This window comes from Rhodococcus sp. 077-4 (assembly GCF_047782425.1).
GTDB lineage: Bacteria > Actinomycetota > Actinomycetes > Mycobacteriales > Mycobacteriaceae > Rhodococcoides.
On sequence record NZ_JAJPWC010000001.1, the window covers coordinates 456,229 to 478,863 of the forward strand.

At 63.4% G+C, this 22,635-nt stretch carries 18 protein-coding genes and 2 tRNA genes; 17 read left to right on the forward strand and 3 right to left on the reverse strand.

Annotated features, from left to right (window positions below):
• Window positions 1-2: 2 nt before the first annotated feature.
• Both rnpA and rpmH read right to left on the reverse strand, forming a co-directional pair.
• Entirely contained in the window at window positions 3-383 is a 381-nt protein-coding gene (rnpA, locus tag ACNEOT_RS02240; RefSeq protein WP_415971776.1) for a ribonuclease P protein component, read from the reverse strand.
• 30 nt (window positions 384-413) lie between these two features.
• The gene (gene rpmH, locus ACNEOT_RS02245) at window positions 414-557 is read right to left on the reverse strand and encodes a 50S ribosomal protein L34 (RefSeq protein ID WP_026347786.1); all 144 of its coding nucleotides are present in this window, start codon (window positions 555-557) and stop codon (window positions 414-416) included.
• 621 nt (window positions 558-1,178) lie between these two features.
• Here rpmH and dnaA point away from each other — a divergent pair.
• The 15 genes from dnaA to ACNEOT_RS02320 all read left to right on the forward strand — a co-directional run bounded on the left by dnaA (window position 1,179) and on the right by ACNEOT_RS02320 (window position 20,634).
• Complete coding sequence (dnaA, locus tag ACNEOT_RS02250) at window positions 1,179-2,711, forward strand: chromosomal replication initiator protein DnaA (protein ID WP_415971778.1); 1,533 nt, start codon at window positions 1,179-1,181, stop codon at window positions 2,709-2,711.
• 581 nt (window positions 2,712-3,292) lie between these two features.
• Window positions 3,293-4,477, forward strand: a complete 1,185-nt coding sequence (dnaN, locus tag ACNEOT_RS02255; RefSeq protein WP_415971779.1) for a DNA polymerase III subunit beta — start codon at window positions 3,293-3,295, stop codon at window positions 4,475-4,477.
• Window positions 4,478-4,594: 117 nt separating this feature from the next.
• Window positions 4,595-5,521: a phosphogluconate dehydrogenase (NAD(+)-dependent, decarboxylating) gene (gene gnd, locus ACNEOT_RS02260; protein ID WP_415971780.1), complete on the forward strand. Its 927-nt coding sequence runs from the start codon at window positions 4,595-4,597 to the stop codon at window positions 5,519-5,521.
• The gene (recF, locus tag ACNEOT_RS02265; RefSeq protein WP_415971782.1) at window positions 5,522-6,772 is read left to right on the forward strand and encodes a DNA replication/repair protein RecF; all 1,251 of its coding nucleotides are present in this window, start codon (window positions 5,522-5,524) and stop codon (window positions 6,770-6,772) included. It abuts the gene before it with no gap.
• A complete protein-coding gene (locus tag ACNEOT_RS02270; RefSeq protein ID WP_415971783.1) occupies window positions 6,769-7,329 on the forward strand; it encodes a DUF721 family protein in 561 nt (186 codons plus the stop codon). The genes recF and ACNEOT_RS02270 overlap by 4 nt, the downstream gene beginning before the upstream one ends.
• Window positions 7,330-7,498: 169 nt before the next feature.
• On the forward strand, window positions 7,499-8,410 hold the full coding sequence (locus ACNEOT_RS02275; RefSeq protein WP_415971785.1) for a metal-dependent hydrolase: 912 nt from the start codon (window positions 7,499-7,501) through the stop codon (window positions 8,408-8,410).
• A gap of 32 nt (window positions 8,411-8,442) precedes the next feature.
• Window positions 8,443-9,540, forward strand: coding sequence for a PDR/VanB family oxidoreductase (locus ACNEOT_RS02280; protein WP_415973625.1), 1,098 nt, complete (start codon window positions 8,443-8,445; stop codon window positions 9,538-9,540).
• A 256-nt stretch (window positions 9,541-9,796) separates the two neighbouring features.
• Window positions 9,797-11,839 (forward strand): DNA topoisomerase (ATP-hydrolyzing) subunit B, encoded by a 2,043-nt coding sequence (gene gyrB / locus ACNEOT_RS02285; RefSeq protein ID WP_415971787.1) that lies wholly within the window; start codon window positions 9,797-9,799, stop codon window positions 11,837-11,839.
• Window positions 11,840-11,907: 68 nt separating this feature from the next.
• A complete protein-coding gene (gyrA, locus tag ACNEOT_RS02290; RefSeq protein WP_415971789.1) occupies window positions 11,908-14,466 on the forward strand; it encodes a DNA gyrase subunit A in 2,559 nt (852 codons plus the stop codon).
• Window positions 14,467-15,876, forward strand: a complete 1,410-nt coding sequence (locus ACNEOT_RS02295) for a DUF3566 domain-containing protein (protein ID WP_415971790.1) — start codon at window positions 14,467-14,469, stop codon at window positions 15,874-15,876.
• A 109-nt stretch (window positions 15,877-15,985) separates the two neighbouring features.
• Window positions 15,986-16,059, forward strand: a tRNA-Ile gene (locus tag ACNEOT_RS02300).
• A 190-nt stretch (window positions 16,060-16,249) separates the two neighbouring features.
• Window positions 16,250-16,322 (forward strand) — tRNA-Ala (locus ACNEOT_RS02305).
• 409 nt (window positions 16,323-16,731) lie between these two features.
• Window positions 16,732-17,682 (forward strand): acyl-ACP desaturase, encoded by a 951-nt coding sequence (locus tag ACNEOT_RS02310; RefSeq protein WP_415971791.1) that lies wholly within the window; start codon window positions 16,732-16,734, stop codon window positions 17,680-17,682.
• A gap of 205 nt (window positions 17,683-17,887) precedes the next feature.
• A complete protein-coding gene (locus tag ACNEOT_RS02315; RefSeq protein ID WP_415971792.1) occupies window positions 17,888-18,886 on the forward strand; it encodes a diguanylate cyclase in 999 nt (332 codons plus the stop codon).
• A 116-nt stretch (window positions 18,887-19,002) separates the two neighbouring features.
• Entirely contained in the window at window positions 19,003-20,634 is a 1,632-nt protein-coding gene (locus ACNEOT_RS02320; RefSeq protein ID WP_415971793.1) for an alpha/beta hydrolase, read from the forward strand.
• On the opposite strand, the gene ACNEOT_RS02325 is transcribed toward ACNEOT_RS02320, so the two are convergent.
• Window positions 20,629-21,009, reverse strand: a complete 381-nt coding sequence (locus ACNEOT_RS02325; protein WP_415971795.1) for a hypothetical protein — start codon at window positions 21,007-21,009, stop codon at window positions 20,629-20,631. The two genes, ACNEOT_RS02320 and ACNEOT_RS02325, sit on opposite strands and share 6 nt — an antisense overlap.
• Before the next feature lie 97 nt (window positions 21,010-21,106).
• Here ACNEOT_RS02325 and ACNEOT_RS02330 point away from each other — a divergent pair, with 97 nt between their 5' ends.
• Entirely contained in the window at window positions 21,107-21,643 is a 537-nt protein-coding gene (locus tag ACNEOT_RS02330) for a peptidylprolyl isomerase (RefSeq protein ID WP_415971796.1), read from the forward strand.
• A gap of 25 nt (window positions 21,644-21,668) precedes the next feature.
• Window positions 21,669-22,598: a rhomboid family intramembrane serine protease gene (locus tag ACNEOT_RS02335; protein WP_415971798.1), complete on the forward strand. Its 930-nt coding sequence runs from the start codon at window positions 21,669-21,671 to the stop codon at window positions 22,596-22,598.
• Window positions 22,599-22,635: the final 37 nt, after the last annotated feature.

A 22,635-nucleotide genomic window follows, 5' to 3' on the forward strand; every position in this document is an offset into this window, starting at 1 on the left:
CGTCATGACGGCGGACCCTTCGGAGGTTCGAGAAGACCGAGCTTCTTCAATCCTGAACGCAGTTGAATCAGTAGATCTGCCGACGAGGCAGTGGCGGATCCGGGCAGAGCGCGAATCACCACGTCGGTGGTCTCGGGGAGCACACCGATGACATCGGTACAGATATGCCGAAGCCGGCGCGCAACTCGATGACGAGTTACGGCCGGCCCGACTGCCTTGCTGACGATCAGTCCGAAACGTGGCCCCCGAACGGTGGATGCGATGTCCTGCTCGTCACGCACAACAGCGTGAACAACCAGGTCCGATCTACCCATTCGGCGTCCTCGACGCACCGCTACGGAAAAATCACGTGCTCGGTGTAGTCGATTCGGCTCAGGAAGCATCCCGAGCTCCAAGCTTCGGACGAACAGATATCAGGCTGTGAGTTCTTTACGGCCCTTGCCGCGACGTGCGGAAACGATTGCACGACCCGCACGGGTACGCATACGAAGACGGAAGCCATGAACGCGCGCGCGGCGGCGATTGTTCGGCTGGAACGTCCGCTTGCCCTTGGCCACGGTCAACACTCCTCGAGATTCGAAGACGCCGAACTGTCGGCGCCTGCTGGAAAGGTACTCAGCGAGATCGGTTGATCTCGCTTGCCTCCCGAGCGAGAAATCCGAGTGAAGACAGACTGTGAGCAGCCAGCAAGCATCGGCCACCTCGCTATTGGGTGACTGTTCGAGAGTACTGATCGAGTCCCCGGCGGTCAAACTCGCTCCGAACCGACGGTACTCACGGTTCATACACAGGCGACGGGCATTCGCTGCCCCCGGAGGTGTGATGCGCGTCGAGATCGCTGCCGAACGACCGCGTACAGCGAGACGATTCGTCCGATCGCACTACAGACAGCTGCCATCGGTGCAGGTCAGACTGACGCGATCGCCATACCACGAAGCCGGACGCGCTTTCGGGTCACACCGGTGTCGTTTATCCACACCTGTGGATAATTGTGTGGAAACACAGTTCAGGTGGCATATTCGTACCTTGCGGGGTCCACCCACGGACCCTGGTCTCGGCCGCAGCGACGCACGAACGACGACGCTATCCGACGACGTCGTCGCGCGGGTACGAAACGACGCACGGATGTACGCGTCGGACACCGCCCGAGACCAATGCTCGACGACGGAGGGCCCAAAGTGAACGACGATCCGGATGCGCTGACGCGCATCTGGCCCGAGGTGGTCGCGGAGCTCACCTCCGACCGACACAGTGGGTCGCCGCTGACCAAGGGCCAGAAGGCCTGGCTCGCGCTGGTCAAACCGCTGACGTTGACGCAGGGGTTCGCCCTCCTCGCCGTTCCGTCGACCTTCGCTCAGGAAGCGATCGAACGCGATCTGCGCGAACCCATCCTCGGCGCCCTCGGGCGTCACCTGGGACAAGGCGTCGAAGGACTCGGCGTCCGCATCTCCGCTCCCGAGGACGAGAAGATCGACTCCGAGCGATCGACGTATCCCGACGCCGCCAGTTCGCCGACCTATCGGCGCCGCGTGCTGACCAGCAGGGACGACGAACCGTCGGACTCCGAGACCGCCGACTACGAAGAAGTCGACGACGAGCGTGAAGCCCTCGCCAGCGTCCAGAATTCGTGGCCGACGTATTTCACGAAGCCGCCGGAGTCGACGCCCCCCTCCTCCGGTGCCAACAGCCTCAACTCGAAGTACACCTTCGACACCTTCGTGATCGGCGCCTCCAACCGGTTTGCGCACGCGGCCGCGGTGGCGATTGCCGAAGCACCTGCCCGCGCGTACAACCCGCTGTTCGTGTGGGGGGCGTCGGGACTGGGCAAGACGCATCTTCTGCACGCGGCCGGGCACTATGCACAGCGACTTTTTCCCGGCATGCGCGTCAAGTACGTCTCCACGGAGGAGTTCACGAACGACTTCATCAACAGCCTTCGTGACGACCGCAAAGTGGCGTTCAAGCGCCGCTACCGCGAAACCGACGTGCTGCTCGTCGACGACATTCAGTTCATCGAGGGCAAGGAGGGTATCCAGGAAGAGTTCTTCCACACCTTCAACACCCTGCACAACGCCAACAAGCAGATCGTCGTCTCGTCCGACCGGCCTCCGAAGCAGTTGGCCACCCTCGAGGAGCGGCTCCGCACTCGCTTCGAGTGGGGCCTGATCACCGATGTGCAGCCGCCCGAGCTCGAGACACGGATCGCCATTCTGAGCAAGAAGGCTCGGATGGACAGGCTCGACGTGCCGCACGACGTCCTGGAACTGATCGCCAGCCGCATCGAACGCAATATCCGTGAGCTCGAAGGTGCCCTGATTCGTGTGACGGCCTTCGCCTCGCTCAACGGCCAGGCTCTCGACCTCACCCTGGCCGAGGTGGTGCTGCGCGATCTCATTCCCGATTCGTCGAGTCTGGAGATCAATGCGGCCACGATCATGGCCGTCACCGCGGAGTACTTCAACACCTCGATCGAGGACCTCTGCGGGCCAGGAAAGGCCAGAGCGCTGGCCATGGCCAGGCAGATCGCGATGTATCTCTGTCGCGAGCTCACAGATCTGTCGTTGCCCAAGATCGGGCAGACGTTCGGTCGAGATCACACGACGGTGATGTACGCGGACAAGAAGATTCGCAAAGAAATGACAGAGCGTCGCAAGGTCTACGACCAGGTTCAGGAGCTGACTGCGCGAATCAAGCAGCGCTCGAAGCGGTAGGCCACGGGGCGCACAGACACGAACGCGACGGCACCGAATCCATGACGGGTTCGGTGCCGTCGTCGTTTCTCGTCGGATGCGGAGACCGATTTTCGACGCGACTTCGAAGTATTTTCCGGGCGTCGACCATTGATTCACACCTGTGGATAACCATGTGGACAACATCGAAGTTCTGGGGATGGAGTGTGGGTGCCTGTGCACCGATGTGATTCGTCCACAGGCAGCCACTCGTCAATCGCGTATTGGTCCCGAGTTCATCCCCACGACACCACGCTTGGCCACCAGCGGATCGAACGTTCCGTGCACAGATTCCACAGGACCTATTAATACTTCTGTTTTCTCCTTGAAAGAACTTCTTTGAAAACAGGTGTTGGGGAGCGATCCGTTCACAGGTCCTCGAGATCCTGCGAATCCCACGTTCTCGGCGAGCCTCGAGCTTTCGTCTTCGGTTCGGAGGGCATACGGTGTGCTTGGCCTGGATGTGCCACACTCGTCGTTGCATCGGTTCGAGCCGCAACGATCGTGGTTGCACCGCCGGCCAGTGAAGACGAACGCCACCGAACGAGAGGAAATGCCGAGCGATGGAGCTTGGAAGTTTGAAGTTTCGCGTTGCTCGTGAAGATTTTTCCGATTCCGTTGCGTGGGTAGCCCGTAGCCTGCCGTCTCGGCCGCCCGTTCCCGTTCTCGGTGGAGTTCTTCTCGCCGCAGACGAGCAGGGGCTGACGGTCTCCGGATTCGACTACGAGGTCTCCGCTCAGGTCAAAGTGTCGGCCGAGGTGGCCACCGCAGGCCGAGTCCTGGTGTCGGGCAAGCTACTTGCCGACATCACGAAGTCGCTGCCGAACAAACCGGTCGATGTCACGGTCGACGGAACCCGCGTTCTGATCAACTGCGGCAGCGCCAAGTTCTCGCTGCCCACGATGCCGGTCGAGGACTATCCGCAGCTCCCCGAGTTGCCCAGCCAGACCGGTTCGTTGGCCGGCGACGTGTTCTCCGAGGCCATTGCCCAGGTCGCCATCGCGGCCGGCAAGGACGACACGCTGCCCATGCTGACCGGCATTCGCGTCGAGATCGACGGCACGAACGTCGTTCTCGCAGCGACCGACCGTTTCAGGTTGGCCGTGCGTCAGGTCGACTGGACTCCCGCCGGCGCCGATACCACCACCGCGGTGCTCATCCCGGCGAAGACCCTGTCCGAATCTGCGAAGACGCTCGGCGGCAACGCCGGCTCGCCCGTCGAGCTGGCTCTCGGTTCCGGTTCTTCGATCGGCAGCGACGGCTTGCTCGGTATCGTCAGCGACGGGCGCCGCACCACAACCCGCCTGCTCGATGCAGAGTTCCCGAAGTTTCGTCAGTTGTTGCCTGCCGAGCACACGGCAGTGGCGACCCTCGAGATCTCCTCGCTCATCGAGGCCATCAAGCGTGTGGCCCTCGTGGCCGAGCGTGGGGCGCAGGTTCGCCTCGAATTCAACGCCGAGGGTGTGCTGCTCTCCGCCGGTGGCGACGACGCAGGCCGCGCCGAAGAGGCACTGCCCGCCGATTTCCAGGGCGAGGCACTGACCATTGCGTTCAATCCCGGCTACCTCATCGACGGACTGTCGTCGCTGCACAGCGAGAAGGTCACGTTCGGGTTCACCACGCCGAGCCGACCCGCAGTGCTACGGCCGACCTCGGACGAGGAGCTCGTGCCCGATGATGCAGGCAAGTTCGCGGCGCCCCAGTCCGAGTACACGTACCTGCTGATGCCGGTCAGGCTGCCGGGCTGATCCTGCCTGGTTACTGTTGAACCTGCGGAACGTCGAGTATCGATTCTTCGGGTCGGTCCGCAGGTTCCACTCACGCTCGACCGGATCTACACCTGATACAGACAAGGACGCCTCATCATGCAGCTGGGCTTGGTCGGTCTCGGAAAAATGGGCTTCAACATGCGCGAGAGGCTGCGCGAGCACGGTCACGAGGTCATCGGCTACGACCCCCGACCCGAGGTGACGGACACTCCGTCTCTTGCCGGTCTGGCGGAGTCGTTGACGGCACCGCGCGTGGTGTGGGTGATGGTTCCTTCGGGCAAGATCACTCGCGATACCGTCACCGGTCTCGCGGAGGTGCTCGAACCGGGCGATCTGGTGATCGACGGCGGAAACTCACGGTTCACCGACGACAAGCCCAACGCAGAGCTGTTGGACGCCAAGGGAATCGGCTACATCGATGCCGGCGTTTCCGGTGGCGTCTGGGGCTTGAAGAACGGCTACGGCCTGATGGTCGGCGGGCAGGACGAGCACGTGGCCCGTGCGATGCCGATCTTCGATGCGTTGCGTCCGGAGGGCGAACGCGCAGACGGTTTTGTGCACGCAGGTCCGGTCGGTGCCGGTCATTACTCGAAAATGGTCCACAACGGCATCGAGTACGGGCTGATGCAGGCCTATGCGGAGGGCTACGAGATCCTCGAGGCCGAGGAGCTCGTCCAGGACGTGCAGGGAGTGCTGCGGGCCTGGAGCAAGGGCACGGTCGTGCGATCCTGGTTGCTCGATCTGTTGGTCGAAGCGCTCGGTCAGGATCCGGAGTTCAGCGAGATCTCGGGGTACACCGAGGATTCCGGTGAGGGCCGTTGGACCGTCGAGGAAGCCATTCGCCATGCTGTCCCCGCGCCGGTGATCTCGGCGGCGTTGTTCGCGAGATTTGCTTCGCGACAAGAGGATTCGCCTGCGATGAAGGCTGTTTCGGCACTGCGAAACCAGTTCGGCGGGCACGCGGTCAAGAAGGTCGACGCCGACGAGACTCTACGCGCACCGGCACCGAAGAACACCGAGTAAGTGTTCGTCCGGTCTCTGCAGCTACACGATTTCCGATCCTGGGACGACGTCACCGTCGACCTGGGACCGGGTTCGACCGTGTTCGTGGGACCGAACGGACACGGCAAGACCAATCTGCTCGAGTCTCTCAACTATCTGTCGACGCTGTCCTCGCATCGCGTGTCCTCGGACGCACCGATGATCCGTGCGGGCGCGGCCAAGGCGTTCGTCGGCAGTGCGGTGGTCAATCACGGGCGTGAGCTGATCATCGATGTCGAACTTCTCGAAGGCAGGGCCAACAAGGCTCGGATGAATCGATCACCGCTGCGGCGTCCGCGCGAGATCCTGGGCGTGTTGCAGAGTGTACTGTTCGCCCCCGAGGATCTCTCGCTCGTTCGCGGCGATCCCGGCGAGCGGCGACGCTACCTGGACGAGCTTCTCACCAGCCGAATTCCTCGAATGGCCACTGTCCGTGCCGATTACGACAAGGTGCTGAGGCAGCGGTCGGCTCTGCTCAAGACAGCGAGTGGATCCTTGCGTCGAGGATCGTCCTCCAACGACGGGGCGAGTGCTCTTGCCACCCTCGATGTCTGGGATGGTCATCTGGCCGCTCACGGTGCCCGATTGCTCGCTGCCAGAATAGGTTTGGTGCACGAGCTGCTGCCTTTCGTGCAACAGGCCTACAGTTCGATCGCTCCGGAATCACGATTGGCTGCCGTTGCCTACCGATGCAGTCTCGCCGACGCGTTGCCGCCGGAGTTCTCCGATGCCGATCGTGCACCCGAACCCGACGATATCGAGGTATTGGAAGCTGCATTCCTGCACCAGCTTTCGGTGATGCGGCAGCGCGAGATCGAACGCGGGGTGTGTCTGGTGGGCCCCCATCGAGACGATTTGGAGTTGATGCTCGGTGATCGACCGACCAAAGGCTTTGCCAGCCACGGTGAATCGTGGTCGTACGCACTCTCGTTGCGGCTCGGGTCCTTTGCGCTGCTGCGGGAAGACGGCACAGACCCGGTACTGATGCTCGACGACGTGTTCGCCGAACTCGACCGCAAGAGGCGGACCGCGTTGGCAGCAGTGGCGGCAGGCGCAGAGCAGGTTTTGATCACGGCCGCGGTACCGGAGGACGTACCTCCCGAACTCGACGCTCGGCGCTACGGAGTCGAGGCGACGCAGGACTCGGATTCCGGTGCAGCAGGTAGGATTTCGCGCATCACGGACTTGACGAGTAGGACCGACATCGCGATCTCGGAAAGTGACGTTCGATGAACGACGAGGCGACACCCGCAGACAACGGTGAGACACCGGAGCTGAAGGGCGTCGATCTGGCGCGTCGAGCACTCGAGGACGCGCGGGCGGCGGCCAAGGCCAGTGGTAAGTCGGTGGGGCAGGGACGGTCGTCGCCGACCGGTGGAGTTCGAGCACTGCGGGGCCGTCGTCGACGCGGTTGGTCGGGTGCCGGTCCGGACGACCGGGATCCACAGGCGTTCGGGGCGCTGGCGAATTCGATTGCGTCCAAGCGAGGGTGGTCGGCGAAGGTGTCGGAAGGTGCCGTGCTGGGTCGGTGGCCCAGTGTGGTCGGGGAGGACATCTCGGCCCACGCGGATCCCACCGGTCTCAAAGACGGGGTGTTGAGTATTTCCGCAGAGTCCACGGCGTGGGCGACGCAGTTGAGACTGATGCAGTCGCAGATCTTGGCCAAGATCGCGGCGGCTGTCGGTCACGGCGTGGTGACGTCTCTACGCATCACCGGGCCGACGACGCAGAGCTGGAGAAAAGGCGAACGACACGTGCGTGGACGGGGTCCCCGCGATACGTATGGGTAGTGAGACGTCCCAACGATGACTCTCCGAATAGGCTGCCCCAGGTGATCCTCAACAGATGTTGGGGCCTGTGTTGCTGTCACGTGGTCGATGTGCGTAGCGTGATTCACGACACTCAGCGGTCGGGGGATCGAGGATGGTGGTCCACGCGGCCATCGGACGAGGAGAAGTTGTGTCTGCACCAACGAAGAAGGCATCGGCCGTCGATGTCGACGGAACCCCCGAAGACAGAGTCGTGCTACATGCCCGAAACGTCGACTTCGACTGGAATTCCCTGCCGCTGCACTACATGGACGGCAACCCGCTCGCGACGCACCTGATCAACGTGATGCACCTGCTCCTACCCGAGGGTGAGGAGTGGTTCGTGCGCACGTTCAAGGAAGCGTTGCCGCTCATCCACGACGATCAACTGCGTGACGACGTCATCGGATTCATCGGCCAGGAAGCCATGCACGCGCAGGCACACACCGATGTTCACGATCAACTCAGGGCACACGGCATCGATGTGGATCCGTACGTCGACCAGATGAAGTTCCTGTTCGGACGCGCCCTGGGTAATCGCTCGGGCCACGGACAGAACAGCCTGGTCGAGCGCCTTGCCTTGATCGCAGCGGCCGAGCACTTGACCGCCTTCCTGGGCGATTGGGTCCTCAATGCGTCGGAGTTGGACGAAGCCGACGTCGATCCGATCATGTTGGATCTGCTGCGTTGGCACGGTGCCGAGGAGGTCGAACATCGATCGGTGGCCTACGAGGTGATGCGGTACTTCGACGTCCGCCCGGCACGCCGAATCCGCACGTACGTCGTCATCGCGCCCACGCTCGTGTGGTTCTGGACCCGCGGTGTTCGGTTCCTCATGAGTCAGGACCCCACGCTGGCACACCTGCCGGCCAAGCAGCGCACGCCGTCTTTTCGGGAGTTCCGACGGGTGGCCAAGTCCGGCTTGTTCCCGACACCGATGTCGATGGTGAAGGCGTCGTTGCGCTACTTCAAGAGCACGTACCACCCCTCCCAGGAAGGGTCGACGGCGCAGGCAGTCCAGTATCTGGCCACCTCACCGGCGGCCAGGTCCGCCGATCGATGACCAAACGCACGTTGCGGAGCAAGCTCGGCGCAATGGCACAGATGGTGGACTCGTTCCGGGCGGGACGCACCATACCGAACAACCTGTACGGCCGGGACGAGCCCGATCAGACGGTGTCCTTGGTCACCGATGCGCTCGACAAATGGTTCGCTCTACTCGACGGTGACGCGTACGACGCGTCGTACGCGGCGCCTCCGGTCGCGCGGACTCGAGAACTGACGTTGGTCTCTCGCCAGGTGCTCTGTACCGACGAGCAGGTGGTGCAGTTGACCTTCGCTGCCGCCGACGGGTCTGCCCTACCCGCGTGGGCACCGGGAATGCACCTGGACTTCTATCTCCCGTCCGGCCGTCGTCGTCAGTACTCACTGTGTGGTCCGGCGAACGAGAACACGTACTCGATCGCAGTGCGACTGGTGCCGGACGGCGGTGGTGGGTCACGCGAAATGCACGACCTCTCCGTCGGTACGAAAGTCGCAATTCGCGGACCGCGCAACGGCTTTCCGTTCGTACCGTCCGAACACGCGCTGTTCGTGGCCGGTGGTATCGGCATCACCGCCATCATCTCGATGGTTCGTCGTGCCCGTGAGTCGGGCATGAATTGGCACCTCGTCTACTGCGGCCGCTCGCGGGAATCGATGCCGTTCCTCGACGAGATCGCGGGCTGGGAAACAGATCGCGTGACCGTGCGTACCGACGATGTGGACGGCATGCCGTCGAGCATGGATCTGCTCGGTGCTGCTGCACCCGGTGGCTCGGTCTACGTGTGCGGACCGCCGCCGATGATCGACCTCGTGCGTGCCTCGTTCGATTCGTTGCCTGCGACGCACCTGCATTTCGAGCGGTTCTCGCCTCCGCCGGTGAAGAACGGCTCCGAGTTCGAGGTGCAGCTGGTCGATTCGGGAGACATCATCACGGTCGGTGCGGACGAGACTGCGCTGCATGCCATTCGGCGGCTGCGTCCCGATGTGGCGTACTCCTGTCAGCAGGGATTCTGCGGAACGTGTCGGGTTCGCGTGCTCAGCGGAACACCGCAGCATCGAGAGAATCGGTTGACTGTCGAGGAGCAGCGTCACGAGATGTTGATCTGTGTCTCGCGCTCCGAGGGCGAACGGATCGTGCTCGATCTGTAGCCGGATCGCCGGTTTTACCCTTCATATTTGCCGTCCGGCACCGTGAAAATGCGCCTGTGAAGCAATCAGGGGCCTTTTAGGGGTGTCATCGTGCCCATGCTGTCGCAGGCAACCAGTACTATGGACCGGTACGACATAAGCCCGGAAAAAACGCATGGACCCGGGCGCGGTCCACTCGACTGTGCTCGTCCCTGCGGTAGCACCCTGTCGGGGTGTGAGCGGGGTAGTGGACGCGTAGAAGGAGAACCAGCTAACCGTGGCTGCCCAGAAGTCAGGTAACGACGAGAACAGCAAGGATTACGGCGCTTCGTCCATCACGGTCCTCGAGGGCCTGGAAGCAGTTCGTAAGAGGCCCGGTATGTACATCGGTTCCACCGGTGAGCGAGGCCTGCACCACCTGATCTGGGAGGTTGTCGACAACTCCGTCGACGAGGCCATGGCCGGTTACGCCTCCACCGTCGACGTCACCATCCACGTGGACGGCAGCGTCGAGGTCAAAGACGACGGCCGCGGTATCCCCGTCGCCATGCACTCCTCCGGTGTCCCCACCGTCGAGGTCGTCATGACCCAGCTGCACGCAGGCGGCAAGTTCGACTCCGACTCCTACGCGGTCTCCGGTGGCCTGCACGGCGTCGGTATCTCCGTCGTGAACGCCTTGTCGACCAAGGTGGAACTGCAAATCGCGCGTGACGGTCACCGCTACACACAGACCTACGACTACGCCAAGCCGGGTCCGCTCGAAACGGTCGGCAATACCGACGAAACCGGGACCACCGTTCGCTTCTGGCCGGACGGAAAAATCTTCGAAACCCTCGATTTCAGTTTCGAGACCGTGCATCGTCGCCTGCAGGAAATGGCGTTCCTGAACAAGGGAATGACCATCAACTTCACCGACGAGCGGGTAGCCCCGACCGACGCCACCGAGGAAGAACTCGGCGAGACGGCCGAGGCTCCCAAGACGGCGGAGGAAGAGCAGGCCGACGCCGCGAACGCCAAGCCGGCGAAGGTTCGCAAGCGGTCCTACCACTACCCCGACGGTCTGGTCGACTTCGTCAAGCACATCAACCGCACCAAGACCGCGATCCACAACTCGGTCGTCGGCTTCACCGGCAAGGGTGAGGGTCACGAGGTCGAGATCGCCATGCAGTGGAACGCCGGTTACTCCGAATCGGTGCACACGTTCGCCAACACCATCAACACGCACGAGGGTGGAACCCACGAAGAGGGTTTCCGTACTGCGCTGACCTCGACGGTCAACAAGTACGCGATCGAGAAGAAGCTCGTGAAGGAAAAGGACGTCAAGCTCACCGGCGACGACATCCGCGAGGGCCTGGCCGCAGTCATCTCGGTACGAGTGGGCGAGCCGCAGTTCGAGGGTCAGACCAAGACCAAGCTCGGCAACACCGAGATCCGGTCGTTCGTGCAGAAGGCGTGCAACGAGCATTTGGCGCACTGGTTCGAATCGAACCCGGCCGATGCCAAGACCATCATCAACAAGGCGGTTTCCTCCGCGCAGGCCCGAATGGCTGCCCGGAAAGCACGAGAGTTGGTGCGCCGCAAGAGCGCAACCGACATCGGCGGCTTGCCCGGCAAGCTCGCCGACTGCCGTTCCAACGATCCGAGCAAGTCCGAGATCTACATCGTGGAGGGCGACTCCGCAGGTGGCTCGGCCAAATCCGGTCGCGACTCGATGTTCCAGGCGATCCTGCCACTGCGCGGAAAGATCATCAACGTCGAGAAGGCCCGTATCGACCGCGTCCTCAAGAACAACGAGGTCCAGTCGATCATCACCGCGTTCGGCACCGGCATCCACGACGAGTTCGACATCACCAAGCTGCGCTATCACAAGATCGTGCTGATGGCCGACGCCGACGTCGACGGCCAGCACATCTCCACGCTGCTGATGACGTTGCTGTTCCGGTTCATGCGTCCGTTGATCGAGAACGGTCACGTCTACCTCGCCATGCCGCCGCTGTACAAGCTCAAGTGGAGCCGCGGCGAACCGGATTTCGCCTACTCCGATCGCGAGCGCGACGGTTTGCTCGAGGCCGGCATCGCCAACAAGCGCAAGATCAACGTCGAGGACGGCGTCCAGCGCTACAAAGGTCTCGGCGAGATGAACGCCAAGGAGCTGTGGGAAACCACGATGGACCCGGCAGTGCGAGTTCTGCGTCTGGTCACCCTCGACGACGCGGCTGCGGCAGACGAGCTGTTCAGCGTGCTGATGGGCGAAGACGTGTCCGCACGCCGAAGCTTCATCGCGCGCAACGCGAAAGATGTTCGCTTTCTTGACGTTTAGTCACTTCCCTGAACGCGCCGACGAGTTCTCTCGGCGCGTTCGGGTGACCGTTTCTCGAGGAGATTTGCATGTCTGACATCACCGAACCGCCGGTAGGACCCCCGCCTGCAGGACCGCCGCCGGGTTCGACCACCAACGCCGAGGGCGGCGACCGGATCGATCCGGTCGACATCCAGCAGGAAATGCAGCGCAGCTACATCGATTACGCGATGAGCGTCATCGTCGGTCGCGCACTGCCCGAGGTCCGTGACGGACTCAAGCCGGTGCACCGCCGAGTGCTGTACGCGATGTACGACTCGGGCTTCCGGCCCGACCGCAGCTACGTCAAATCCGCACGCCCCGTTGCCGAAACGATGGGTAACTACCACCCGCACGGCGACACCTCGATCTACGACGCCCTGGTGCGTCTGGCCCAGCCGTGGTCCATGCGGTACCCGTTGGTCGACGGCCAGGGCAACTTCGGTTCGCGCGGCAACGACGGCGCCGCAGCCATGCGATACACCGAGGCACGGTTGACCCCGCTCGCGATGGAGATGCTGCGCGACATCGACGAGGAAACCGTCGACTTCATCCCCAACTACGACGGCAAAACCCAAGAGCCGACGGTACTTCCGTCTCGGGTGCCGAACCTGTTGATGAACGGCTCCAACGGCATCGCCGTCGGTATGGCCACCAACATTCCGCCGCACAACCTGCGTGAACTGGGCGACGCGGTGTTCTGGGCCCTGGACAACTTCGAGGCGGACGAAGAAGCGACTCTCGCGGCCTGCATGGAACGCGTCAAGGGTCCCGACTTCCCGACGCACGGACTGATCGTCGGTGGACAGGGCATCCAGGACGCGTACTCCACCGGTCGCGGTTCGATCCGCATGCGTGGCGTCGTCGAGATCGAAGAGGACTCCAACGGTCGTACCACCATCGTCATCACCGAGTTGCCCTACCAGGTCAACCCGGACAACCTGATCACCTCGATCGCCGAGCAGGTCCGCGACGGCAAGCTCTCGGGCATCTCCAAGATCGACGACGAGTCCTCCGATCGTGTCGGTATGCGCATTGTCGTGACCATCAAGCGTGACGCGGTCGCGAAGGTCGTGCTCAACAACCTCTACAAGCATTCGCAGCTGCAGACGAGTTTCGGCGCGAACATGCTCTCCATCGTCGACGGCGTTCCGCGCACCCTGCGGCTGGATCAGATGATCCGGTTCTACGTCACTCACCAACTCGACGTGATCGTTCGTCGTACTCGATACCGGTTGCGCAGAGCGGAAGAACGGGCGCACATCCTGCGCGGACTCGTCAAAGCTCTCGACGCACTGGACGAGGTCATTGCGCTCATCCGCGCGTCGCAGACGGTGGATCTGGCCAAGCAGGGCTTGATCGACCTGCTCGACATCGACGAGATCCAGGCCCAGGCGATCCTGGACATGCAGCTGCGGCGCCTCGCAGCCCTGGAACGTCAGAAGATCATCGACGAGTTGGCAGAACTCGAACGCACCATCGCCGACCTGCAGGACATTCTGGCCAAGCCGGAGCGTCAGCGTCAGATCGTCCGAGACGAGCTCGCCGAGATCGTCGAGAAGTTCGGCGACGACCGTCGTACCCGCATCATTGCTGCGGACGGGGACGTCAACGACGAAGATCTGATCGCCCGGGAGAACGTGGTCGTCACGATCACCGAGACCGGATACGCCAAGCGCACCAAGACCGACCTCTACCGTTCGCAGAAGCGCGGCGGTAAGGGAGTGATGGGAGCGGGGCTCAAGCAGGACGACATCGTCAGCAAGTTCTTCGTCTGCTCCACGCACGATTGGATCTTGTTCTTCACCACCAAGGGTCGCGTCTACCGGGCCAAGGCGTACGAGTTGCCCGAGGCGAACCGCACCGCCCGCGGTCAGCACGTCGCGAACCTGCTCGCCTTCCAGCCGGACGAGCGCATCGCGCAGGTCATCCAGATCAAGACCTACGAGGATGCTCCCTACCTGGTCCTGGCCACCAAGGGCGGACTGGTCAAGAAGTCGCGTCTGACCGATTTCGACTCCAACCGCAGCGGCGGCATCGTCGCGGTCAACCTGCGTGGCGACGACGAGTTGGTCGGCGCGGTGTTGTGCAGTAACGAGGACGATCTGCTGCTGGTCTCTGCACTGGGTCAGTCGATCCGGTTCTCTGCCACCGACGAGGTGCTGCGGCCGATGGGCCGCGCGACCTCCGGCGTACAGGGCATGCGCTTCAACGGCGAAGACGAGCTGCTCTCGCTCAACGTCGTGGCCGAGAACAAGTTCCTGCTGGTCGCAACGTCGGGTGGCTATTCCAAGCGCACCGCGATGGAGGACTACCCGCAGCAGGGCCGCGGCGGAAAGGGAGTGCTGACAATCCAGTACGACCCCAAGCGTGGCACGCTGGTGGGAGCTCTCATCGTCGACGACGAGGACGAGCTGTACGCCATCACGTCCAGTGGTGGCGTGATCCGGACCGCTGCCAAGCAGGTTCGGAAAGCCGGCCGACAGACCAAGGGTGTGCGGTTGATGAATCTCGGTGAAGGCGACACACTGCTCGCGATCGCGCGCAATGCCGACGAGATCGAACCGGATGCTTTGGGCACCGAAGACGATGCAGCGAAGGAGTCGTAAGTGAGCACTCCCAACCGGCCTGGCAGCAGGCCCGGCCCCAGCGGTGGACCGGACAGTCGGGACGCCGCGCGTACCGAGCAGTCCGCGCCGCCCGAGGGAGCTCGACCGGGCAGCCGGCCGCAGCCCGCCACTCGTCCAGCGCCCGCAGCGGGTCGCGGCCCGGCCCCGCAGGCCGGTCGCCCTCCGGTCCGTCCGGCACCGGGTGCGCCGAACGGTCCGGCACGTCCGGCGCAGGGACCGCCGCCGCAGCGACCACCCGCGCAGCAGGGGCCACCACCCCAGGCTCCTCGTGGAGCGAGGGAGCAGGGTCCGCCCGCACCTCGGCCGGGACAGGCTCCGGTCGGTCCTCCGCAGGCCCAATCGCCCCAGACTCCCGGCCGTCCGCCCGGACCAGGTCAGCAGCCGGCCGGCCGGCCCAACGGTGGTCCGCCGCCGAACGGACAGCCACCGCAGCGGCAGGCACCGGCCGGTCAACCTGCGCGGCAAGCGGCCCCGCAGGCGTCGGCGGTGCAATCCCCGGCGGCAACCGAGGCAGTGCGCGTTTCGGAGGGCTCTGCCGAGTCGGCCGTTCCCAGCGACGCGACCCGTCCGCCCCAGTCGGCACCGGCTCAGGACCAAGCCGGTCCGGCAGCGACTCAGGCGATGCCGGCTCAGCAGGCCGATGGTCCGCAAGGCAGTCCTGGAACACCTCCGTGGCAGCGAGGCGCCGGTCAGCGTCCCGCACCGCAGGGTGCCGAGAACCGTCAGCAGCCGCAGAATCAGCCGCAGACCAACCTGTCCGGACGCGGCGCTGCGTTGCCTCCGAACGGGGAGTTCGAACGGTCTGCTCGGACGACCGCAGAGCCGATTCAGACCGAATCGACCGAGAACAAGACCGAACGGCGCGAAGCCGCACGGTCCAAAGCTGCGGTTATCGACGGCCCGACCCGGCACATCGAACGCAAGGATCTGGCGAAAGACATGCCGGATCTGTCCGCAGTGCGGCACCCGGAGCCGTCCCCGTCCGAGCGCGCAGCACCCGCGGCCATCACCGCCGTGCCCAGCGCGGACGGCGATCCCCTGCGAGCGACCATCCAGATCCGCAAGATCGATCCGTGGTCGACGCTCAAGATCGCCCTCGTGATTGCGGTGTCGCTGTTCTTCGTGTGGATGGTGGCCGTCGGGTTGCTGTACGCAGTGCTCGACGGCATGGGCGTCTGGGAACGTCTCAACAGCGCTTTCACCGAAATCGTTAACGAGTCCGGCGACGGCGGCCTGGTCAGTGCCGGGCAGGTGTTCGGCTACGCAGCGGTGATCGGTGTGATCAACGTCGTACTCTTCACCGCTCTCACGACCATCGGTGCCTTCATCTACAACCTGTCGTCGGACCTGGTGGGCGGCGTCGAAGTGACGCTCGCAGACCGCGACTGACCTGCAGAATCGATCACCGTATCGGGCCGTTTTGGAAGACAGCGGCCCGATACGGTAATCTCATCCCTCGGTTCGAGGAGAGGTTTTCTTCGGCCCGAAGCAGTGATGAGGGCCTATAGCTCAGGCGGTTAGAGCGCTTCCCTGATAAGGAAGAGGTCGGAGGTTCAAGTCCTCCTAGGCCCACACCGAACGAACGAAAAGAGGCAGGACGTGAAAATCCTTCTTCTCGTCGCATCGGCGGTGATCGCAGTGCTGACACTATCGAAGGTGCGCTCGCAGCGCAGCACAGACGGCGTCTGGCACAGCATCCCCACCGTGTGACAATCGATCGGAGTGGACGTGTAAGGTTCGTCTACGATTACCAGCAACACCCGGGGCCTTAGCTCAGTTGGTAGAGCGCTGCCTTTGCAAGGCAGATGTCAGGAGTTCGAATCTCCTAGGCTCCACAAAGAAAAGGACGTCCACTTCGGTGGGCGTCCTTTTTTGTTTCTCCGTCCCCTCACCCCGGCACCGTAAGTCCACTCGATGTGCCATTGACCCCCGAAAAGTCCACTCGATGTGCCATTGAGTGCCCTGGGAACCGGGGCTCGCTCAGCGCGACGGTTGTGAACGAACCCAAGAGAGTCTGTGTGTCGGCGCCCACATATCCAGACCCTCGAGCGTTCTGTTTCGCAATCATGTCTCGGTCCATAACGTGTGCGGTGTGCAGTGACGTCGGTCCTCGGATCGATGTGAATGATCGCGACGGCGCACCGCAGGGGGGTGTGCCGTCGTTCGATCTCGGTGGGCGGTCTTCGCCACAGTCTCGAATCGGTTGGCGATTCGGGCACCTCGAATCTCGAAGGAGCCCCGCAGATGACGCGTGTTCTCGATCATGAAGAGCTGTTGACCGAGCTCGACGGCACGCTGGAAGCCAATTTGAACCGCCACTTGTCGATGGCGAAGGAATGGCATCCGCATGATTACGTTCCGTGGGATCTGGGGCGGAACTTCGCGGCGATGGGCGGGGAGGATTGGTCGCTCGAACAGTCGTCGCTGTCGGAATTGGCTCGTACAGCGATGATCACGAATTTGCTTACCGAGGACAATCTGCCGTCGTACCACCGGGGTTTGGCAGACAACTTCTCGTTGGACGGTGCCTGGGGTACATGGGTGGGGCGCTGGACTGCGGAAGAGAATCGCCACGGGATCGTGATGCGCGACTATCTGGTGGTGACGCGGGCCGTCGACCCCGTGGAGTTGGAGCGGGCTCGGATGCACCACATGACGGTCGGTATCGATGCGCCGATGGACGGCGCCAACTTTCTGCATTCCGTGGCGTACGTGACGTTTCAGGAGTTGGCGACGCGGGTGTCGCATCGCAATACGGGGTTGGCGTGCGGCGATCCGGTCGCGGATCGGATGTTGGCCCGTGTGGCTGCGGACGAGAACCTGCACATGATCTTCTATCGAAATCTCGGCGAGGCGTCGCTGGATCTGGTGCCCGATCAGATGGTGCGCGCCATCGCAGATGTGGCGACCGATTTCCAGATGCCAGGCCTGAACATGCCGAACTTCCGGAAGAACGCGATGATTCTGGCCAAGCATGGGATCTACGATCTTCGCCAGCATCTGGACGAGGTGCTGATGCCGGTCCTGCGGAAGTGGAATATTTTCGAGCGCAACGATTTCACCGGTGAGGGCGAGCGGGATCGCGATCGATTGGCCGCGTTCGTGGACGACTTGGCGGCCAAGGCGAGCAAGTTCGAGGAGTCTCGTGATCGGTTGCTCGCCAGAGAGGCTGCACGCGCCGAGAAGGCGTCCTGACCTGCTGCACCTTCCCTCTCCAGAGTCGTGGTCGTCGCCCTGAGGTGTTAGAGTCCGGGCATCGTTGGGTCATGTGAGTCGATGACCGTAGTGCGTGGGGAGGGCCGATGGTGCCTGGGGGGTATCGGGTGAGTGGTGGGGTTTCGGTCGGCGAACGCTGCCTCGAGGCGGCGAATTCATGGCTCTGCGCGGCTGGAATCGACTGGTGAGCAGGCCGAGGTTCGACGAGTCCGGCCGCATGCTCGCGGTGTTCGCGTCGGTCACCACGGTTCTGTACGCGGCAAGCGCGATTGCATCGTGGTCGGACCTGTCCGGCGTTCGGCAAGTTTTGGCTGCGTTGGCATTGGTCCTGGGTCCGCTGGCGATCGTCGTGCTGGCGAGGGCCGGTGTGCCGAGCCCCAAACAGGCTGTCGGATTCGCGACCGCGTTGTCGGTGGTGGCACTCGCGTGTGCCTTGGGGAGCAGCGACACCATGCCTGCGTTCCTCATCTGCGTTCAGGCGGCCATGTTTCTCGGTATGCACATCGGGGCGTTCTGGTCCGAACGTAGCGCAGGCATTTGGGTTGCGGTGCTTGCTGTTTCAGCGGTCATCGGAGCTGCGATCGCGCCGTACGGAACGCCGTTCATCAGTTACATCCTCGTGGCCCTCGGCATCGTCGGTGCCACCGAGGTGTTCGGTGTCTTCGCACGCCGAATGCGCTATTCCGCGACGCACGATGCGCTGACCGGTCTGCTCAATCGCTTCGGGTTCGAGTCCAAGATCGAGAAGATGCTGCCGGCGTGCGCTGCTCGTGGACTGTCGGTGAGCCTGGCTGTACTCGATCTCGACAACTTCAAGGAGATCAACGACGAGTACGGCCATATCGCCGGTGACGTCCTTCTGACTCGGGTGTCGAAGGCCTGGAAGGGACAGCTGACCAAGAGGGATGTTCTCGGTCGTCTCGGTGGGGACGAGTTCGTGTTGTTCATGCCGGGAGTACTCGAGAAGGAGGCGTGGCAGATCATCGAGCGACTGCGCCGTGCTCATCGCGCCGAATGGAGCGTGGGCCTGGCATGTATGCCCGCGGGCGTTCGCTGGGGTGAGATCTACCGGGCAGCCGACGCCGATCTGTACCGGGCGAAGCGGAGCAGGCCGCCGAGGGCGGGTCGGCCGTCCGACGCCGATGCCGGTTTCAGCGGCCCGATTCGCAGAATTGCGCAGTAACACGTATACACGCCATTGATCCCCAGATTTCATCCACAGGCTGGGGATAGACTTTTTCGCTCGGTGGATTTCTCGCGTTGACTCGTCGGATACGACGATGCTGCGGGGGATACGCAATGGTCACTCTCGACGAATTCAGATCATGGGACAGCCGAGTGCTGGTTGCCGCGTCCGAGGATCTGATGCGGCGGTGGCGCGAGTTGGCTGTCGTGCACGGTTCCGTCATGGACGACGTTGCACCTGAGGGGTGGGACGGTGCCGCGGCCGATGCGGCACGGGAAGCGATGGAACGCATCCGGTCCGATCTGGAAGACGTCGGAGCCGAGTTGCTCCGTATCGCGACGTGCACCGCGGACGCCTCGATCGACATGGCAGGTCTGGTCGCAGCGTTGCAGGCGGTGCAGCAATCGGCCACGGACGAGCGATTCGTCGTTGGATCCGACGGTTCGGTGACCGATGCCGCGGCGTCGTACTCGGTTGCGCTCGAGGATCTTTGGTCGGTAATGCGAGAGCGACGGCGGCGCCGTGAGGAGTTGGCCGAGCGCATCGTGCAACTGGTGCGCACTGCCACGGACTTCGACGACGCCCTTGCTCGACGCCTCGCCGAGCGAACCTCGGCCGAATCAGTCGCCACGGCGGTTGCGGCCTCGGTACCGCACGATGCGTCGCCGGCGGCCAATGCCGCCTTCTGGAGCGCGCTCTCACCCGCCGCACGCACCCGGTTGCTCGTCGAACAGCCCGCTCTGATCGGCAATGCGGACGGTCTGCCGGGTCGGGTGCGCGACAGCGCGAACCGACGGGTACTGGCCGCCGAACGTATTCGATTGCGTGCCGTCGAAGCCGAACTGCAGAAAGAGTTGGACGACAACGTCTTCGGTGGCATCTTCAGTGACGCCGATGCCGGACTCGAGCAGACTCGTAAGCGACTGGCATCACTCGATGCGATCGACGCAACGCTGGCGCTGGGGGCTCGGCAGCTTCTGGTACTCGACAATTCCTCGTACGAGGAGACGACGGCAGCCATTGCGGTGGGTGACGTCGATACGGCAACCCAAGTGGCCGTTTTCGTACCGGGGCTCGGTTCGACCGTGCACGGAAACATGCTCCGCTACGACGGCGACATGGAGAACTTGAAATCAGCTGTGCAGCAACTTCTGCCGCAGAAAACATCACAGGGTGCGGCAGTGGTGACATGGATGGACTACCAGGCCCCTCAGCTCGGTTGGAGCTTGCTCGACCCCGATCGGACCGTCGCATCCGGGTCGGCGGCCAGGGCGGGAGCAGAACGGCTCGTTCCGTTCCTGGACGGACTCGACGCCGCTCGTGCGAGCGATCCGCATCTGTCGGTGCTTGCCCACTCGTACGGTTCGCTCACCGCGGCATCGGCATTGCGTGACGACACCGGCGTCGACGAGTTCGTGGCGCTCGGATCACCGGGCCTCGGTACGCACACCCTCGCGGATCTTCAGGTTCCCGTCGGACATGTGTTCGCTGCCGAGGCCGGCGATGATCTGGTCGCCGACTTCGGTGCGTTCGGCCGCGATCCGGTCGCGCTGGACGGAATCAGGCAGCTCTCGGCCGATGGATCCGATGGCCGATCGGAGTCGATCGGGCACAGCGACTATCTGACCGAGGGATCCACCAGCGGATACAACACGGCGCTGGTGGTTGCCGACCGCAGCTCGGATGCCGGAACCACAACCAGGCCGGGCCTGTTCGATCTGCTGCAGAAAATTCTGTATCTATGACGACGTTTCGTCGTAGTCGGCCAGACTCGGCGGAACATCGGCGGGCGGCGGTACTTCGTTGCGGCGACGACCGAGGAAGAACACCACACCCGCAACGACGGCAGCCGCAGCACCGAGCACCAGGAATTTGCGGGTGTTCCGCGATCCCGATTCGATGGGCACCACCGCTCGAGTGCGGTTCGCCTCGGCTATTCGTTCTGCTGTCACTGCCCGTCGCTGAGCAGCTTGCTTGCGTGCAAGGCCGTACCCCCGCTTGGCCAACAGCAGGCCGACTCCGGCCGGCCCCTTGCTCGCAGCGGATGCGGCACCGAGCAGCGCGGACGCTGCGGTGCCGGTGGTCGACCGAACCCGATCGGGCTTCGTTGTGCTCGTCATACCCTCACTGTTCCACAACGGGCCCCTGCTGAACCCTCCCCGGACACACCCGCCCCGAAGCACCGTTGTGAACTGCCCGGTCACCCGAGATGGCACGATGGTGGGCGTGACTTCACCAAACAAGACCCAAACGGCCACGCTGCACACCAACCGCGGCGATATCGTCATCGAACTGTTCGGCAATCACGCCCCCAAGACCGTCGCGAACTTCGTCGGTCTCGCGGACGGATCCAAGGAGTACACGACGCAGAACGCGTCGGGTGCCAAGACCGGACCGTTCTACGACGGCGCAGTCTTCCACCGCGTCATCGACGGCTTCATGATCCAGGGCGGCGACCCCACCGGCACCGGTTCGGGTGGACCCGGCTACAAGTTCGAGGACGAGTTCCACCCGGAGCTTTCCTTCGATCGCCCGTACCTGCTGGCCATGGCGAACGCCGGCCCCGGAACCAACGGCTCGCAGTTCTTCATCACCACCGGCAAGACCCCGCACCTCAACCGCAAGCACTCCATCTTCGGTGAGGTGACCGACGAGGCCTCGAAGAAGGTCGTCGACGCGATTTCGAGCACGCCCGTCGGTCGCGGAGATCGCCCGGTGGACGAGGTCGTCATCAACAACATCACGATCGCCTGATCTACCCGAAGGATTCGAAGAAGAGATGACGACCCCCGGCTGGGGTGGCGCGTACGGCGACCAGCCCAACCCACCCCAGTCGGTGTGCGTCCGACATCCCGATCGCCCCACCGGACTGGGCTGTTCGCGATGCGGCCGGCCTGCCTGCCCGCAGTGTCTGCAACCCGCCGCCGTCGGCCAGCACTGCGTCGATTGCGTGCGCGAGGGCAACAAGAACGTTCGCACTGCCCAGACCATCGCCGGGGCGCCGATGACGCGATCGGCCAAAACCCCGTTGACCTATGCCTTGATCGCGATCAATGTCGTGGTCTTCGGCGTCACCGCGGCTCAGTCCGGCGATGTCATCAGCAACTTCAACGGTTCCTCGCTGGCCAGGGCGTGGTCCCTGAACAGTCTGCTGGTCTCCGACGGAGACGTATTTCGCCTGATCGGTAACGGATTCGTTCACATCGGACCGATTCACCTGCTGGTCAACATGTTCGCGCTCTATCTCATCGGCCGCGATGTCGAACTGGTCCTGGGCCGCAGCCGGTACCTCGCCGTCTACTTCTTGTCGTTGCTCGGCGGTAGCGCCTCGGTGATGCTGTTCGAGAACCCGCTGTCTCTCACCGCCGGCGCCTCCGGTGCCGTCTTCGGTCTACTGGGTGCCCAGGCCGTCATCCTGCTCAGGCTCAAGCGAAGCCCGGCACCGGTTCTGATCGTCATCGCACTGAACATCTTCATCAGTATCTCGATCCCCAGCATCTCGCTGTGGGGTCACATGGGCGGACTCGTCGCCGGAGCCGCCGCCACCGCTGGTCTGGTGTTCCTCCCCAACCGAAGCCGCGGCACCGGAGAATCACGAGCCATCGCCGGACTGTCCATGGCCTGGCTCTCGGTGATCGCCGTTGCTCTCGTAACCCTGGGAATCATTGCACTCCGCGTACTGGACCTGCGCGCCCGAATGGGCCTCTAGTAGTCCACTCGATGTGCCATTGACCCCCACAAAGGCC

Bases quoted from the DNA above. Each gene is read 5' to 3' on its own strand.
- rnpA (WP_415971776.1), bottom strand. From the start codon at position 383: ATGCTTCCTGAGCCGAATCGACTACACCGAGCACGTGATTTTTCCGTA.
- dnaN (WP_415971779.1), top strand. From the start codon at position 3,293: ATGGAGCTTGGAAGTTTGAAGTTTCGCGTTGCTCGTGAAGATTTTTCC.
- gnd (WP_415971780.1), top strand. From the start codon at position 4,595: ATGCAGCTGGGCTTGGTCGGTCTCGGAAAAATGGGCTTCAACATGCGC.
- ACNEOT_RS02270 (WP_415971783.1), top strand. From the start codon at position 6,769: ATGAACGACGAGGCGACACCCGCAGACAACGGTGAGACACCGGAGCTG.
- ACNEOT_RS02280 (WP_415973625.1), top strand. From the start codon at position 8,443: ATGGCACAGATGGTGGACTCGTTCCGGGCGGGACGCACCATACCGAAC.
- gyrA (WP_415971789.1), top strand. From the start codon at position 11,908: ATGTCTGACATCACCGAACCGCCGGTAGGACCCCCGCCTGCAGGACCG.
- ACNEOT_RS02310 (WP_415971791.1), top strand. From the start codon at position 16,732: ATGACGCGTGTTCTCGATCATGAAGAGCTGTTGACCGAGCTCGACGGC.
- ACNEOT_RS02320 (WP_415971793.1), top strand. From the start codon at position 19,003: ATGGTCACTCTCGACGAATTCAGATCATGGGACAGCCGAGTGCTGGTT.
- ACNEOT_RS02325 (WP_415971795.1), bottom strand. From the start codon at position 21,009: ATGACGAGCACAACGAAGCCCGATCGGGTTCGGTCGACCACCGGCACC.
- ACNEOT_RS02330 (WP_415971796.1), top strand. From the start codon at position 21,107: ATGGTGGGCGTGACTTCACCAAACAAGACCCAAACGGCCACGCTGCAC.
- ACNEOT_RS02335 (WP_415971798.1), top strand. From the start codon at position 21,669: ATGACGACCCCCGGCTGGGGTGGCGCGTACGGCGACCAGCCCAACCCA.